Here is a 15,604-nt window from a genome sequence, read left to right as displayed (position 1 = left end):
GAACGGTCGAACGGGTGGTTTTGTTTCGCGATTTCGTTCCAGATGGTGAACACTTCGTTACGTAATCACGGAGGGAACCGTGCAAGCGACCCGTTTGAAGACCGACTACCTGATCGCCGGAGCGGGTGCTGTCGGCATGGCTTTCGCTGATACTCTGCTTAGCGAAACGGATGCGACGATCACGATTGTGGATCGCCACGCAAAGCCAGGCGGCCACTGGAACGTCGCCTATCCGTTCGTGACGCTGCATCAACCCTCAACGTTCTATGGTGTTAATTCCAAGGAGTTGAGCCGCGGTGTGAAGGATGCGACCGGCCTGAACGCAGGTCTGGGGGATCTGGCAAGCGGAGCAGAGGTTGCCGCCTATTTCGACGATGTAATGCGGAACACGTTCCTCCCATCTGGACGGGTTCGATACTTTCCGATGTGTGACTTTGATGGAGACAAGGCCTTCACATCCCGGCTGACCGGCGAACGCTGGGAGATCGAGATCACCCGGAAACTCGTCGATGCCACCTATCTGAAGACCTCAACACCATCTATGCACACCCCCGCCTTCGAGATTGCCGAAGGGGCACGCGTGGTGCCGCCCAACGATTTGATGCACATCTCCGAAAAGCCCGACGGATTTGTCGTTATGGGGGCCGGAAAGACGGCAATCGACACATGCCTCTGGCTGTTGGCGCAGGGGATCGAACCGGACAACATCCGTTGGATTAAGCCCCGGGATGGTTGGCTGCTAGATCGCGAGAATGCACAGACCGATCCGGCCTTTTTCAAATCCTCCATTGGCTCACAAGCTTTGCAATTCGAGGCGATTGCCGCGTCCACGTCGCGGGAAGACATGTTTGATCGGTTAGAGGCCTCAGGCTATTTCTTGCGGATCGATCCCAATACGCGCCCCACGATGTTCCACGCGGCCACCGTCAGCCGAGCTGAAATTGACGAACTGCGGCGCATCACGCAGCGGGTCAGAATGGGACGGGTCAGGGCCGTTGGGACAACCGAAATATCCCTCGAGCACGGCACGATCCCGACGACCCCCAAAACGCTCCATATTGATTGCACGGCGAGCGCGATCACAAATTTGGAGATGCGGCCGGTTTTTGAGGGAGAACGCATTACCCCGCAAACCGTGCGCCCATATCAGCCCGTCTTCTCTGCCGCGTTCATTGCGCATGTCGAGGCAACGAAACCGGAGGAGGACAAGAACCGGACCTGCAATGTGATCCCCCTGCCCAACAAGGCCGACGACTACATTCCACTGACCATCCAATTCATGATGAACCAATTCAACTGGGGACAAGATCCAGAATTGCGCGCCTGGCTGAAGGCAAGTCGTCTCGACGGATTTGCCAAGCTCGTGTCCGGCATCCCTGAAGAAGACAGTGAGAAGCGCGCCATCATTGGACGGATCAAGGCGGCCTCAATGCCAGCGATGGCCAAGCTTCAACAATATAACGCCGAACTGAAAGCGAAGGGAGAACGCCATGCCTGAGTTTCAGGTGCTGAAAAATGACATCGCGCAAACGCGGATCGCCCCGGCGCCCGAGACGCTGCTCGAAACAGGACATGTCAGGGCGCGGATTGACCGCTTTTCCTTCACCGCAAACAATATCACCTACGGCCAAGTTGGTGATCAAATGCGCTATTGGGACTTCTTTTCTGCCGCACAGGATAATGAAACCAACTGGGGCATCATCCCGGTCTGGGGCTTTGCCGATATTGTGGAGAGCACACATCCCGACGTGCCGGTCGGAGATCGCATTTACGGGTATTTCCCGCCTTCGACCTCATTGGTGATGCTGCCTGAACGCGTGAGCGAGAACCGCTTTGTCGACGCGACGGCGCATCGTACGGAGCTTCCTTCAGGATATAACGGATACCAGCGCGTTCGTGCCGAGGTCGGCTATGACCCGAAAGGTGATGACCTTCGCGCACTCTTGTGGCCGCTATTGATCACTTCATTCTGCCTTTGGGACGCTGCACAGGCCGCGGATTGGTTCGACGCCGAGCAAATCCTTGTTCTGAGTGGATCGAGCAAGACCAGCATCGGGCTCGCCTACGCACTGGCCGACGATGCAACTTCGCCAAAGGTCATTGGCCTGACGTCAGCGCGCAATCTGGCGAAGGTGGCAAAGCTCGATCTCTATGACGATGTGCTCAGCTACGAAGCTGTTGACGCAATCGACGCGTCCCTTCCAACTCTGATCATCGACATGTCAGGCAACGGTCATCTGCTGGCTCGGCTGCATACAATGCTTGGCGCACAGATGCGCCAAACCATCAACGTTGGCCTTACCCATCGTGAGGAGATCGGCAAACAGCCTGGCTTCATCGTGGAACGCTCCGAATTCTTCTTCGCGCCCGGTCACATCCAGAAACGGCTGAGTGATTGGGGACCTGCTGGGTTTCAGGAACGGACGCAAAACTATCTAATCGAGACGACACGGCGGATCGGTGCTTGGCTGGAAATCCATCACCTGGATGGGCTGGATGACCTAAGAAGAACTTACCCGGAGATCTTGTCAGGAAGACTTGATGCAGATCGCGGCATCGTGGTGGTCATGCCCGATTAAGGCGCAGACTTGTGTAGCGCGTGCTGGGGCACCTATCTAGGTCTACGGGCATGGCAGAGGATCGGCACGTGAAGACTTGGACATTCAGCATCGAAGGAATGTCATGCGGCGGCTGCGTCTCGCGGGTTGAGCGGGCGCTGGCTGATGCGCCGGGCGTTTCCGGTGTCAGCGCAAATCTTGCGGAAAGAACGGCGCGCGTCGTCAGCGAGGCCAACGATCCGCATGAGCTCCTCAAACGGCTTGATGCTGCAGGATACCCAGCGACGACAACATCACGAACACTGTCCGTGCCGGGGCTTAGCTGCGGATCTTGCGTATCGCGTGTTGAAGCCGCCGCAAGATCAGTTTCCGGCATTCTGGATGCGAATGCGAATCTCGCTGAACGATCCCTAACGATCAAAGCTATCAATGCAGATGCAATCGCGACCTTGCACACGGCCCTCCGGCAGGCTGGTTATCCGGCGGATGAGACCGGTGCCCCGGACGCCCCGGAACCGAATGATGAAATAGCCGAGCTGAAACGTGCGACGCTGCTCGCCGCCATCTTCACCCTTCCGCTCTTTGTGCTGGAGATGGGTGGGCATCTCGTCCCAGCATTCCACATGTGGCTGCACGAGTTGATTGGGATGCGCACCCTGTGGGTGATTCAATTCGGATTGGCGCTTGTCGTCATGGCCGGACCCGGCACGCGGTTTCATTTGAAGGGATGGCCAAGCCTTTTGCGTGGCACCCCGGATATGAACGCGTTGGTCGCGGTCGGAACTGGTGCGGCCTTTGCATACTCGACCATCGCGACCTTTGTGCCCGTCCTTTTGCCCGAGACAGCGCGGGCCGTCTACTTCGAGGCTGCAGCGCTGATCGTCACGCTGATCCTCACCGGCCGGTGGCTGGAGGCGCGGGCCCGTGCTCGCACCGGCGACGCCATCCGCGCACTGTCGGACCTGCAACCGCCGACCGCACTGCGCCAAAACGCAGATGGATCGTTCGAAGAGACGCCGCTTGCCGCCGTTCAACCCGGTGACATCCTGGAACTGCGTGCGGGCGCAAAGGTTCCTGTCGACGGAATGGTGTCGCAGGGGACCGGTTCGGTGGATGAAAGCATGCTCACCGGTGAGCCGCTGCCCGTCCTCAAGTCCAAAGACGATGAATTGAAGGCTGGGACGATCAATGGATCCGCGCGGCTCATCATGACGGCAACCCATGTAGGCGCGGACACGGCACTTGCCCGAATAATCGAGATGGTGCGTGCCGCACAGTCAACAAAGCTTCCTGTTCAGGATCTCGTCAACAGGATTGCGGCCTGGTTCGTGCCGGTCGTGCTCGCCCTTGCTGTTGTTACGGCGATCATATGGATTGCGCTGACAGGTGACGTGACCCAAGCGCTTGTCGCGTCCGTGAGTGTTCTGATCGTCGCATGTCCGTGCGCCATGGGCCTTGCGGTGCCAGTCTCTATCATGGTCGGCATGGGACGGGCTGCGCGGCAAGGTATCCTCTTCCGGGATGGCAGCGCATTGCAAAGGCTGGCCACGGTCCGATCGGTTGCATTTGATAAGACTGGGACTCTGACAAAGGGCGCACCAGTTGTGAGCAACGTAACCGCAGCTGACGGCATTTCGCAGCAAACCGTGCTCGAACTTGCCGGCGCGGCGGAGCGTGGCTCCAACCACCCGCTTGCACAAGCAATTTTAGATGCGAGTACAGGCATATTGCCAACCGCGACAGATCTCGTCGAACGCCCCGGGTTCGGGATCACTGCGCGTGTTGATGGGGCTGAAATCGCATTGGGAAATCAGGAATTCATGCGTGAGTTGGGAATTGCGCAGCCCAGCGTTCCGGACAATTCGTCGGAAACGCTCGTCCATCTTGCCCGCGATGGTGCCTGGACAGGAACACTTCACATCTCTGACACGATCCGACCCGAAGCAGCCGACGCCGTGACGTGGCTGAGTGCGGCGGGCATAGAAACGGCCTTGATCAGCGGAGACCGCAAAGCGGCCGCACAATCGGTCGCTGCTCAGATCGGTCTGTCCAGAGTGCACGCCGAGCAATTGCCTGACGGCAAGATTGCTTCCCTCAAAGATCTCCCCGAACCAACCGCATTTGTTGGAGATGGCATCAACGATGCGCCGGTCCTGGCCGCGTCGGACGTCGGGATCGCGCTAGGCTCAGGCACGGACGCGGCGATTGGAGCCGCTCAGGTTGTTCTGATGCGGCCCGACCTGAACTCCGTTCCAGCAGCGCTTCGGCTGAGCCGCGCCACGATGCGCAATATCTATCAGAACCTCTTCTGGGCATTCGGCTACAATGTCGCCCTCCTTCCTGTCGCCGCGGGAGGGCTGGTTCCGTTCGGTGGTCCAATGCTCTCCCCGGCGCTCGCAGCGGGGGCCATGGCCTTGTCGAGCGTCTTTGTCTTGAGCAACGCCCTGCGGCTGAGGCGGGCCGGATGACCCTCTACGCGTCCGGCATTGGGCGTAAGGTGCCCCGCTCCACAACCGTGCAGGGGAACAAGCGAGCCTCTGGATACCTGTCCGGGTCATCGAGCATGGCGACCATCAACTCGACAGATGATCCGATGATTTGGCGCACCGGCTGACGGATGGTCGTGAGATCGACATTGGACCAGCCCGAGATCTCCATGTCGTTCAGACCAATGACACCAACATCCTCCGGCACCGCGAATCCCGAATCCCTCAACGCGCTGATTGCACCGATCGACAACACATCATCACCGCAGAAATAAGCCTCCGCAGGTCCCGCATTAGCGAGCCGCAGCATCTCCCGCCGGCCTGAGTCGAAAGTGTAGTCGTCCGCAAAGGAATAGGTCACCGCAATCGCCGGATCCTTGGACAACTCAGACATGAAGCCAGAATAGCGATCCTGCGTCGAGGTGGCCGCCTCTGGTCCACCAAGAAAGCCGACCTTGCGATAATTGCGCGCCATCAATTCCCGCGCAGCCATCCGACCGCACTCTACGTTGTCGATGCCCACAACATGGACCTGCGGCGAACTGAGATTACGTCCGAAACTGTGAACAACCGGAACGCCTGCATCCTTGAAGGCCTTGGCGAACGCCTCGGGCAATGTCGAAGACGCAACCACGACCCCATCCACGGAATATTGACGCAGCATCCGAACCGACGCCGCGGGATCTGTTTCATCGGTCAGGTTGACGAGAAGCGGTCGCAGCCCCTTTTCCTGCAATGCGCGGGTGAACAGATCGAATACCTCCAGGAAGATGGGGTTTCGAAAGTTGTTCAGCACCAACCCGATCAGCTTCGTTCGCCCGGTGGTCAGGCTGGAGGCCAACGCATTCGGGCTGTAGCCAAGCTCGGCAGCAGCCTTTTCGACCTTGCGTCGCATTTTCGGAGAGACCGACGCGCCGTCGGTGAATGTGCGCGAGACCGCCGAACGAGAGACGCCCGCGCGCTCCGCAACATCCTTTAGCGTGGCCCTCATCGTTCATCGCACCTTTTTGCAACAGATTCTGCACGCCTTTTGCAGAATGCGTCAAAATCTTGCAACCGATTTCAGTTAGTTTGCAACGGATTTCCCGCGAAGCCTGGCCGACAAGCGCTCAGCCAATGCGTCAAACACCAGTCGCATGCGCATGCTGGTCCGAAGTTCGCGGTGCGCTATCAACCATGTGGGCACATCGATGGCTGGATAATCCCCGTGCACACGCACCATGTCTGGTTCGATCTCCGCAATCTCGGCCATCATGATGCATAGGCCCAGACCTCGCCGGGCCATCTCCCACGACGCAACGCCATTCTGGGAATAGCTGGTGATCAACTGTGCAGGGATGTGGATCCCCCGTTCAGCGAGCACACGCTCTGACTGATCGGGCAAGCCAAATCCCACTAGCTCGAACTTGCCGCTCTCGTAAAGCTGCTCCGCCCCACCGCGTTGCCCAACGTAGCTGCGATGTCCGTACAGATAGGCCTCACAATCCGGCAGGCGGCGTGCGATCAACTCTGACTGTGTGGGCGGCAGATGGCGGATCGCAATGTCAGCCTCCCTGCGTGCCAAATTGCTGAGCTCGTTGGAGACAATCACCTCAAACGTGACACCTGGGGCGATTTTCCGAATGTCGGCGAGGATGTCTGGCAAAACGTAGGCCGCCAGCACATCCACTACAGACAAACTGATCGTGCCCGTTACATCTTGTGCGTGGCCGCTCGCGCCCAGCGAGAAACGACTTGCGGCCAGGCCCATGTCGCGGACATGCTCGACAAGATCCGCTCCGGATTGGGTCAAGGTCATGGCACGGCCGGAGCGCTCAAAAAGCGTGACACCCAAAGTTTCCTCTAGTGCAGCGACCTGACGGCTGAGCGTAGGTTGCGTCATGTTCAGCACTTTTGCCGCAGCGGTCAGCGAGCCGGTCTCGGCGGTGGCCAGAAAGGCACGAGCCTGATTCCAATCGAAGGCGATAGAATTCCAATTCATGCATATATGCATACCTTGGTTCCGAATTTACGCAATATTCATCACATACGTCGCGCGCTATCACATTTGTGAATGGAAAGTAGAAATTGAGGAAAGAACGATGGCGACCCCAGCTGCATTTTGGGACAACGTGGCCCCAAAATATGCCAAGTCCCCGATCAGCGATGTGCCAGCATATGAACATACCCTGTCTCGCGTGGCTGCGCATCTGAGCAAGACCGATCATGTGCTGGAGGTCGGATGCGGAACCGGCACGACCGCACTCCATCTGGCTGATGGCGTTCACCAGATCACGGGAACAGATATCTCTGGCAAGATGGTCGAGATTGCTCGCAGCAAGGCGGACGATCAAATGATCATGAATGCAGAGTTCGTGGCTGCGGGGCTGCAAGACCTGGACCTTGCGCCCGGCACCTTCGATGCCGTGCTGGCGTTCAACCTCTTTCACCTGATCCCCGATCTCGAGGCTGACCTCGCGCTGGTGGCGCAAAAGGTCAGACCGGGCGGTTTGCTGATCAGCAAGACGCCATGTCTCGGCGGTCGATACCGCATTTTGATGCCAATGGTTGGCACCATGCGACTATTTGGAAAGGCGCCCTATGTTCGGTTTTTACGCACTCAGGAGATGGCGCAGCATATTCGCGATGCGGGTTTCGACATCCTCGAAACCGGCAATTTCCCCAAAGCGCCTCCTGCACATTTCATAGTCGCCAGAAAGCGCGCGTGAAGTCAGTGCCCGTACTATTCGGGCGTATAATCTCGCGCTGCTGGCCCGCGAAACTTCGCCGTCAATTCCTCCGGGACTTCGGATCCGTCCTTGAGAAACGGCAAAATGCCGCGACGTGCCGACGATCCACGGGCTGCGTCGATCTGAGCATCAGAACGGGTCACGCGCTGCGACATCCTGCGCCCCCAGCGGGCAAGATGATCGTAGAGCGTGGTCCGCACCGCCTCATGTTCCGGGCACGTACCGAGATCGACGAACTCGTGCGGGTCGTTGTGGGTGTCAAACAACATGGACGGCAAACCGCCCTCGGCATGAATCAGCTTGTAGCGCCCGTCAAACACCATGAAGAGCCGCGCATCACGGATCGATACGCCAACAGTGTCTCGCATGGGCGTTGAGGAGTAATCGTATTCACTGATTGCAGCATCACGCCACTCCGGTACCTCTCCTCGTAGCCACGGCAAAAGGCTGCGCCCTTCGAGGATGTGATCTGCAACGGCACCGCCAGCCGCCTCCACGAATGTGGGGGCCAAATCGATGCTCTCGACAAGCGCGTCACATGTGGTGCCGCGCGTGGCATCGGCTTCGGCCCGAGGGTCGAAAATGATCATCGGGATCTTCACCGACGGGGCGTGAAACAGGTCTTTCTCACCCAGCCAATGGTCCCCCAGATAGTCACCGTGGTCTGACGTCAGCACGATCATGGTTTGATCAAGCGTGCCGGTTTCTTCCAGATGGGTCAGAATGCGGCCAAGCTGATCATCGCATTGCTTGATCAGCCCCATGTAAGCCGGGATCACCTTCTGCCGGACGTCCTCTTGCTGGAATGCCGCAGCAATGCGGTTGCCCATGAAAGCTCCATAGACTGGGTGTGGGTCCTCCCGCTCCGCTTCATCCCGAACCGCTGGCAGAATATGCTCGAGGCCGTACATCGCGTGATAGGGCGCCGGCACGATATAGGGCCAGTGCGGTTTGATGTAGCTGACATGAGCACACCATGGGCCCTTTGCCTGAGCCATGAACTCCAGTGTCTTAGTGGTCAGCCACGGAGTCTCGCTATGTTCTTCAAGAACGTTGGCGGGCTTGTCTGCATTATCGAACATCCAGCCCGAGGCTATCTGGCCGTTCTCAATGCCAGCATTCGCAAAATCCTGCCAGGGATTGGATGCCTGGTATCCCTGCGACTTCAGATACTCATTATAGGGAGAGCGCTTCTCATCATAGAAGCCGTCTGGCCCCTCTCCCCATAGGCCATCATCGCGCACCCAGACATCGAAGCCACATTCCGCTTGCCGCGCGCCGATGATGCTGTCGGCGGACAGTCCAAGCCGGGCCATACCCTCTGCATCCGCCTTCATATGGGTCTTGCCGATCAGCCAGGTTTCCATGCCCGCTGCGCGCAGATGGTCACCCATCGTCTGCTCCCCAACCCGCAGCGGATATCCATTCCACTGCGACCCGTGAGAGGAGACATAGCGTCCGGTGTAGAAGCTCATGCGGCTCGCGCCACAGATGGGAGACTGGCAATATGCGTTCGTGAACCTCACCCCCATCGCAGCAACCCGATCAAAGTTCGGCGTGTGAATATGCGGATGGCCTGCGCAAGAGAGGTAATCGAAGCGCAGCTGATCATACATGATGAAGAGAATGTTGATGGCGGCCTCCTTTGACGCGGCGTGTTTCGTCCGCACCTCCTGTCAGCGGCGCAACGATCTTGTTCCGGCTACAATTCGACGCGCTTGCATCGCTTGACTAACCGGGCGCGCGCACGGTCGATGGGATCATGGATGACATCGTCTCTCAATACGAAAATGCGCCATGGCAGTGTTTGATCGACGGCCATTGGAAAGCATGCGCGGGCGACACTGTGCGGCGCGTTGACCCTTCTACCGGGATAGCGCGTGCGAACAGGCAGGTCGGGTCGCCCTCGCAGATGCTTGCAGCGATTGCGGCTGCCGACAGCGTTCAAGACGATTGGGCACAGCTGCCTGTCGAGACACGGTTCAGCTATCTTGAGACATTGCGGGACTTGATCGCGCGGGATGCCGAGTGCTTTGCCAAGCTCATCGCCCACGAGATGGGGGCACCCTTGCCCTTTGCGCGGGCGCAGCAGGTGGGTGGCGCTCTGGCTCATCTCGACGCCTTCATTGCGCAGAAAACTGCAAGCTTTGACGATGCCCAAACCGACCCCGCACATCGGCTACGCTATGAACCTTTCGGTGTTGCGGCCCTGATCACGCCGTGGAATTGGCCGCTCAATCAGGTGATCCTGAAACTTGGTGCCGCGATGGCCGCTGGCTGCACAAGCGTATTGAAACCCTCCGAATTGACACCGCTTACGGCCCTGCATCTGGGAAATCTGTGCTTGGAAGCCGGAATTCCAGCGGGCGTGATCAACATTGTGCCGGGGGATGGCACGATTGGCGAGATACTCGTGAGTGATCCACGGATCGCCGTGGTCAGCTTTACTGGGTCCACGCGTGCTGGGCGCGACGTGCAGCAAGCTGCCGGTCTGCGCCCCACGATCCTGGAGCTTGGCGGCAAGTCGCCCAATTTGCTTTTCACCGATTGCAATCTCGAAACAGCGGTTGCACAGGGTGTGGCCCACTGTTTTCGGAATAGCGGGCAAAGCTGCAATGCCGCCAGCTGGATGCTGGTCGAACAGTCCATCTACGACCAGACGTTAGAACGGGCCGCAAGCGAAGCAGCTCGCTACGTGCCCGGCGGGGATCTGGAGATCGGGCCTGTCATAAGCGCAACGCAAATGGAGCGCATACAGCGTCTGCTCGAGACGGGTCTAGACGAAGGCGCACGTTGTATTTTCGGTGGGCCAGGGCTTGCACGGCCCGCAGGTTTCTTTCCAAAGCCAACAATCCTTGCCGATGTAAGGCCGGGCACAACGCTCTTGCAGGAGGAGATCTTCGGTCCCGTCCTGACAATCACACCCTTTGGCACCGAAGCAGAGGCGATCAAACTCGCAAACTCGACGCCTTACGGGCTTGCCGCCTATGTCCAGACGGGGGACCCGGATCGGGCCGACAGGGTCAGCCGTGCCCTCCGCGCGGGTATGGTTCAGGTCAATGGAACCTCTCGTGCGCCGGGCACACCATTTGGCGGAGTTGATGCCAGTGGCCACGGACGCGAAGCGGGCCTCGCCGGGATCCGTGCGTTTCAATACACCAAGTCAATCAGCGGGGCCGCCCGCAGGTCATAGCGGCTCATCCTCAAGGATCCGCTCTGCCGCACCGGTCAGATCATCGAACTGTCCGGCACCCAGAGACCATAGGAAGGCGACGATCCCCAACCCTCCCAGAAAAAGGGCAATCGGGATCAGAAAAATCAACACACTCATACCAGTTGCTCCGGGATGGTTTGCACACCCACTGTCTTCGCCTCTTTCACTCCGGCAAGGCGCAGAGCATTGGCGACGACAACGATTGACGATCCCGACATGGCCAGAGCGGCCACGAGCGGTGTGACATGGCCCGACACGGCGATCGGGATCGCAATGCAGTTATAGACTACGGCGATGCCAAGGTTCTGCCGCACCAAACGTGCCGCACGGCGGGCAATGTCCATGGCCTGCGGAACAGCCCGCAGGGACGGACGTGTGAACACAAAGTCTGCCGCCATCCGACCCACATCCGATGCGCTCGACGGAGCGATGGACACATGCGCCGCCGCGAGGGCCGGGCTATCATTCAAACCGTCCCCCACCATGACAACACGTGCACCATCAGCTTGCAGTTCCGCGATGCGCGCCACTTTGGCCTGCGGGGTCAGCCGCGCCTGAGCCGCCTCAATCCCCAACTGACGTGCGACCTTGTTCACGGCATGTGGCGCGTCGCCAGACAGCAGGGCAACCCCCTCAACATCCGCCACAAGCTCCCAAATTGTCTGATGTGCGCCCGGGCGCAGGACTTCGGCCAACGCAAAACCGCACGCCCGTTCACCCGCAATGGCGAAGGCCGTTGAGGCCTGCGCGGAGGGAAGGTCCAAGGCGATCTTTGCAACCCATTCGGGTCTGCCCAAACGTGCAACGCGACCATCGGGAAGACGCCCTTCGATCCCCTGCCCGGCCTCTTCGAATATGTCGACCAACTCGACTTCACGGGCGCTGTTAAGTTCGCGCGCCAGCGCACGTGACGCTGGATGGCTGGAATGCCGCGCGAGGGTCAGGGCCACGTCTGGCATTGTGAGTGTGCCCAGCGCCCGGATGCCCGGTATTCCGGTTGTGAGTGTTCCAGTTTTGTCAAACACAACTGTGTCTGCCTGCGCCAGCCGTTCCAACCCGCTGCCATCCTTCAGCAGAATACCGGCCTCGAATAGTCGGGCCGCCGCGATGACCTGCACCACTGGCACAGCCAGTGCCAATGCACATGGGCAGGTGATGATCAGGACCGATATCGCGATGAAGAGCGATTCATGTGCGCCCGCTCCCGCAATCATCCAGCCTGCAAACGTGATCAGAGCCAGCAAATGAACGACGGGTGCGTATAATGCCGCCGCACGGTCCGCGATCCGCCGGCACCCTGCCCGGCCCTGCTCTGCCACATCCATCATCTTCATGACGTCGGCGAGGAAGGAATCCTCGGCACGGGCTGTCGCCCTCAGTTCAATTGGTCCGGAAAGGTTCAAGACACCGGCTTCAACTTCGGAACCGATTTCGCCCGCGACGGGCTCGCTTTCACCTGAAACGAGCGCCCGATCAAGTGTGGTCCGCCCATTGCAAATCACGCCGTTGACGGGCGCTCGATCCCCCACGGCCAGACGCAGAACCATGCCAGGTTGGATGTCCTCGACCGCGATCCACTCAAGCCCGTGTTCCGGGTCAACGCGGTAGGCCCCACGCGCGGCCAATCGGCCAAGGCTTACCACTGCGCGCCGCGCCCGCGCCCGCATCAAACGGTCGAGATATCGTCCGACAAGAAGGAAGAAGGTCAGCGTCAGCGCGGCGTCGAAATAGACTTCTTCACCGCCCCGCGCAGTCTCAACAACACTCATTGTCAAAGAAAGGATCAACGCAAGCGCGATGGGCACATCCATATTGAGCCGACCCGCGCGCAAGGCAGCGATCGCCGAGCGGAAAAAGGTCTGTCCGGCCCATCCGACGATCGGCACCGCAATCATCGCAGAGAGCATATGGAACAAATCCCGTGTTGCACCCTCGGCGCCGGCCCAGACCGAGACGCTCAACAACATGACATTCCCCGCCGCAAAACCCGATACGGCGAGGGCCTGCAGGAGCGTCTTGGCCTCCGCATCTTCCCGGCCCAGTGCAGCGTCATCGACCAGAGTGGCAGGATATCCAAGTCGCTGCATCTCATCCAAAACCGCACCGATCTGCGCGGCATTGGCCAGTTGCAGTGTTATCCGGCGCAGGGTGAGATTGACCCGCACCGCCTGCACACCATCCAGCGCCGCCAAACCACGCTCCAACGTCCGCACGCAAGCACCGCAGTTGATCGCCGTGGCACTTACGACCAGATGGGCTGTGCCATCTGCGTCGATCTGTGCCGACCGGGCGATATCTTCCAGATGACTGTTGCGCGGCGCGTCCGCCGCTGATCCCGCAACCGTGGTATCAACAAGGTTTGCACAACAACTCATCCCATCTACTCCGTCACCGTCAGGCGCAGGGCGGTGGTCCATGTGCTGCCGTCCGCACGTGCAACCGACACCTCGGCGGCCCAAAGACCTGCGGCAAAGGGTGTTTCGAGCAGATAGAGCCCCGGCTCCCCGCCGTGGCGCATTGTCAGGACCTGATCGTCATGTTCGTGCGCAGGGCGCCCGATGCTCACCACAATGGCCGCATCCTCAATTGCAACCCCATCTGCATCGCGAAGTTCGAAATGAATACCCGTTGCAGCCACATCGCCAGTCAGCTGCCAGCCCTGAGCTTGTTCCGCCCGGCGACGCGCTGTGCGCTCATCAAAGCCCTGACTGGCAACATAGGAGTTGCGAACAACCAGCCCTGTCCAACTGTTGGCGGCAAAGGTGGCCATGATCAGATTGACGGTAATGATCGTGCCAAAGAACAGCCCAATGACACCGGCCATATGCCAACCGGTAAAGGGGTTCGGGGCAAAAATACGTGCAAGCATCTGTCTCTCCAATTCAGGGACCGGCATCGCGGCGGTTGAAGGTGGCGTCATAGATGTCGACCTCTCCCGATGCGGGATCTCGGACGATCAATTGGAAGTCTTCATTGCCCGGCGCCAGAAACCAAGGCGGCTGCTGCACAAAGACCCGGAGGCTGCGCACCTGGTCCGGCTGAAGCTGGATTGCGACGCGCGGCGCCGGGGAAAGCCCCAGATCCGGGCTGGTCATCACTGCACCGGCCAGACCGTCCACGCTCAACTCGACAACGCGCGGCTCCGGGATCATGTTGAGCAATTTCACCGTGTAGCCGTTTCGAATGGATCCATCCGACAGCGCCACGAAGAGTGGATTGCGATCGTGCTGAACATTGATTTCAAGCCTGTCACGCAGACCAAGGGCGACGACCATGCCCACGCCAATCGCAGCCCAGATGCCGAAATAGATCAGGGTGCGCGGACGTATCAGGATACCGGCGCCAATGTGGCGAATTTTCTGAATATAACCGCCCGCGCCGTCCCGCACCCTATCGGGGTTCAGCGCGCCGGTTTCTGGATCCGTCGCGAGGGCCATGTTGTGATTATAGTCGCGGAGCGTGGCGTAAGAAATCAGGCCACGCGGGCGTCCCACCTTGTCCATCATCCCGTCACAGGCATCGATACACAGCGCGCAGGAAATGCATTCAAGCTGCTGCCCATCGCGGATATCAATACCGGTCGGGCAGACCGCAACGCAGGCATTGCAATCAATGCAATCCCCGGCGACCGTCAGGCCCGCGGCTCGCTTGCGGCCGCGGGTGCGCGGCTCACCGCGCCAGTCATTATAGGTTACGATCAGGGTGTCGGCGTCTGTCATAGCGGCCTGAATGCGTGGCCAAGGGCACATATAGATGCAGACCTGTTCGCGCATCAGTCCGCCGAAAACGTAGGTCGTGGCCGTCAGCACCGCGACAGTTGCATAAGCAACGAAGGCAGCCTGGCCCGTGACGAATTGACCAAACAAGGTTGGTGCGTCGGCAAAGTAGAAGATCCAGGCCCCGCCGGTCGCAACCGCAATCAATAGCCAGATCAGGTGTTTTGAGACCCGTTTGGTAAGCTTGCCCGCGCTCAGGGGCGCGCGATCAAGTCGGATGCGGGCGTTGCGATCGCCCTCGATTGCACGTTCCACGACCAGAAAGAGATCGGTCCAGACTGTTTGTGGGCAGGTATAGCCACACCACGCCCGTCCGACGACGGATGTTACGAGGAAAAGCCCAACGCCTGCCATGACAAGCAGCCCTGCGACATATGGAAATTCCTGCGGCCAGATTTCCACGAAGAAGAAATAGAACCGGCGGTTCGCCATATCGATCAGGACCGCCTGATCGGGTGCGAACTCGCCACGATTCCATCGCAACCAAGGCGTGACGTAGTAGATGCCCAACGTGACAAACATGACGATCCACTTGAACCGGCGAAAGTCCCCCTCTGCCCGCTTGGGGTGGATCTTCTCGCGTGCGGCGTAGAGCTGGACCGGCCCCTCGGCAGCCGCACCGGTATTCACGGCAGCAACATCGAGCCTGGGTGGATTTGGATCGTTCGTCATCGAAGTCATTCCTTGAACCTGACCTCTGCATGGCAGACTGAAACGCCCCGAACCTTGATCCGTGTCAAAGTTCAGGGCGTTCTGGAGAAAAGATGGGAACCACGCGCCCGTTAGGCCTCGGTCTAGAGGGGAACGAACAAGGGGGCAGACGGTGCGTGGTTCCCGTTGG

12 protein-coding genes are annotated in these 15,604 nt (G+C 59.4%); 5 read left to right on the top strand and 7 right to left on the bottom strand.

Going from position 1 to position 15,604, the window contains the following annotated elements:
• Positions 1 to 79 precede the first annotated feature (79 nt).
• The 3 genes from POI8812_RS16435 (at position 80) to POI8812_RS16425 (ending at position 5,026) form a co-directional block, all read left to right on the top strand.
• Positions 80 to 1,498 (top strand): NAD(P)-binding protein, encoded by a 1,419-nt coding sequence (locus POI8812_RS16435; RefSeq protein ID WP_211310419.1) that lies wholly within the window; start codon positions 80 to 82, stop codon positions 1,496 to 1,498.
• The gene (locus POI8812_RS16430; RefSeq protein ID WP_108783678.1) at positions 1,491 to 2,579 is read left to right on the top strand and encodes a DUF2855 family protein; all 1,089 of its coding nucleotides are present in this window, start codon (positions 1,491 to 1,493) and stop codon (positions 2,577 to 2,579) included. Before POI8812_RS16435 ends, POI8812_RS16430 begins: the two co-directional genes overlap by 8 nt.
• Positions 2,580 to 2,647: 68 nt before the next feature.
• Positions 2,648 to 5,026, top strand: a complete 2,379-nt coding sequence (locus POI8812_RS16425; RefSeq protein WP_306438850.1) for a heavy metal translocating P-type ATPase — start codon at positions 2,648 to 2,650, stop codon at positions 5,024 to 5,026.
• A gap of 4 nt (positions 5,027 to 5,030) precedes the next feature.
• Here POI8812_RS16425 and POI8812_RS16420 read toward each other — a convergent pair whose 3' ends face one another.
• Both POI8812_RS16420 and POI8812_RS16415 read right to left on the bottom strand, forming a co-directional pair.
• A complete protein-coding gene (locus POI8812_RS16420) occupies positions 5,031 to 6,035 on the bottom strand; it encodes a LacI family DNA-binding transcriptional regulator (RefSeq protein ID WP_108783676.1) in 1,005 nt (334 codons plus the stop codon).
• 75 nt (positions 6,036 to 6,110) lie between these two features.
• Complete coding sequence (locus tag POI8812_RS16415; RefSeq protein WP_108783675.1) at positions 6,111 to 7,025, bottom strand: LysR family transcriptional regulator; 915 nt, start codon at positions 7,023 to 7,025, stop codon at positions 6,111 to 6,113.
• A 100-nt stretch (positions 7,026 to 7,125) separates the two neighbouring features.
• On the opposite strand from POI8812_RS16415, the gene POI8812_RS16410 reads away from it, so the two are divergent.
• A complete protein-coding gene (locus POI8812_RS16410) occupies positions 7,126 to 7,752 on the top strand; it encodes a class I SAM-dependent methyltransferase (protein ID WP_108783674.1) in 627 nt (208 codons plus the stop codon).
• 14 nt (positions 7,753 to 7,766) lie between these two features.
• On the opposite strand, the gene POI8812_RS16405 is transcribed toward POI8812_RS16410, so the two are convergent.
• Positions 7,767 to 9,407, bottom strand: a complete 1,641-nt coding sequence (locus POI8812_RS16405) for a sulfatase-like hydrolase/transferase (protein WP_108783798.1) — start codon at positions 9,405 to 9,407, stop codon at positions 7,767 to 7,769.
• 128 nt (positions 9,408 to 9,535) lie between these two features.
• Here POI8812_RS16405 and POI8812_RS16400 point away from each other — a divergent pair, with 128 nt between their 5' ends.
• Positions 9,536 to 10,966, top strand: coding sequence for an aldehyde dehydrogenase family protein (locus POI8812_RS16400; RefSeq protein WP_108783673.1), 1,431 nt, complete (start codon positions 9,536 to 9,538; stop codon positions 10,964 to 10,966).
• Here POI8812_RS16400 and ccoS read toward each other — a convergent pair.
• The 4 genes from ccoS to ccoG are packed head-to-tail and all read right to left on the bottom strand — an operon-like array spanning position 10,961 to position 15,435.
• Positions 10,961 to 11,104, bottom strand: coding sequence for a cbb3-type cytochrome oxidase assembly protein CcoS (gene ccoS, locus POI8812_RS16395; protein ID WP_108783672.1), 144 nt, complete (start codon positions 11,102 to 11,104; stop codon positions 10,961 to 10,963). The genes POI8812_RS16400 and ccoS overlap by 6 nt on opposite strands.
• On the bottom strand, positions 11,101 to 13,362 hold the full coding sequence (locus POI8812_RS16390; protein WP_162844989.1) for a heavy metal translocating P-type ATPase: 2,262 nt from the start codon (positions 13,360 to 13,362) through the stop codon (positions 11,101 to 11,103). Before POI8812_RS16390 ends, ccoS begins: the two co-directional genes overlap by 4 nt.
• Positions 13,363 to 13,367: 5 nt before the next feature.
• Positions 13,368 to 13,856 (bottom strand): FixH family protein, encoded by a 489-nt coding sequence (locus tag POI8812_RS16385; protein WP_108783670.1) that lies wholly within the window; start codon positions 13,854 to 13,856, stop codon positions 13,368 to 13,370.
• A 13-nt stretch (positions 13,857 to 13,869) separates the two neighbouring features.
• A complete protein-coding gene (gene ccoG / locus POI8812_RS16380; protein WP_108783797.1) occupies positions 13,870 to 15,435 on the bottom strand; it encodes a cytochrome c oxidase accessory protein CcoG in 1,566 nt (521 codons plus the stop codon).
• Between the last annotated feature and the right edge of the window lie 169 nt (positions 15,436 to 15,604).

It is taken from the genome of Pontivivens insulae (assembly GCF_900302495.1).
Lineage (GTDB): Bacteria > Pseudomonadota > Alphaproteobacteria > Rhodobacterales > Rhodobacteraceae > Pontivivens > Pontivivens insulae.
This window is presented reverse-complemented; position numbering and strand designations above follow the sequence as displayed.

Bases quoted from the DNA above. Each gene is read 5' to 3' on its own strand.
- POI8812_RS16415 (WP_108783675.1), bottom strand. From the start codon at position 7,025: ATGAATTGGAATTCTATCGCCTTCGATTGGAATCAGGCTCGTGCCTTT.
- POI8812_RS16390 (WP_162844989.1), bottom strand. From the start codon at position 13,362: ATGAGTTGTTGTGCAAACCTTGTTGATACCACGGTTGCGGGATCAGCG.
- POI8812_RS16410 (WP_108783674.1), top strand. From the start codon at position 7,126: ATGGCGACCCCAGCTGCATTTTGGGACAACGTGGCCCCAAAATATGCC.
- POI8812_RS16400 (WP_108783673.1), top strand. From the start codon at position 9,536: ATGGATGACATCGTCTCTCAATACGAAAATGCGCCATGGCAGTGTTTG.
- ccoG (WP_108783797.1), bottom strand. From the start codon at position 15,435: ATGACGAACGATCCAAATCCACCCAGGCTCGATGTTGCTGCCGTGAAT.
- POI8812_RS16385 (WP_108783670.1), bottom strand. From the start codon at position 13,856: ATGCTTGCACGTATTTTTGCCCCGAACCCCTTTACCGGTTGGCATATG.
- POI8812_RS16430 (WP_108783678.1), top strand. From the start codon at position 1,491: ATGCCTGAGTTTCAGGTGCTGAAAAATGACATCGCGCAAACGCGGATC.
- POI8812_RS16420 (WP_108783676.1), bottom strand. From the start codon at position 6,035: ATGAGGGCCACGCTAAAGGATGTTGCGGAGCGCGCGGGCGTCTCTCGT.
- ccoS (WP_108783672.1), bottom strand. From the start codon at position 11,104: ATGAGTGTGTTGATTTTTCTGATCCCGATTGCCCTTTTTCTGGGAGGG.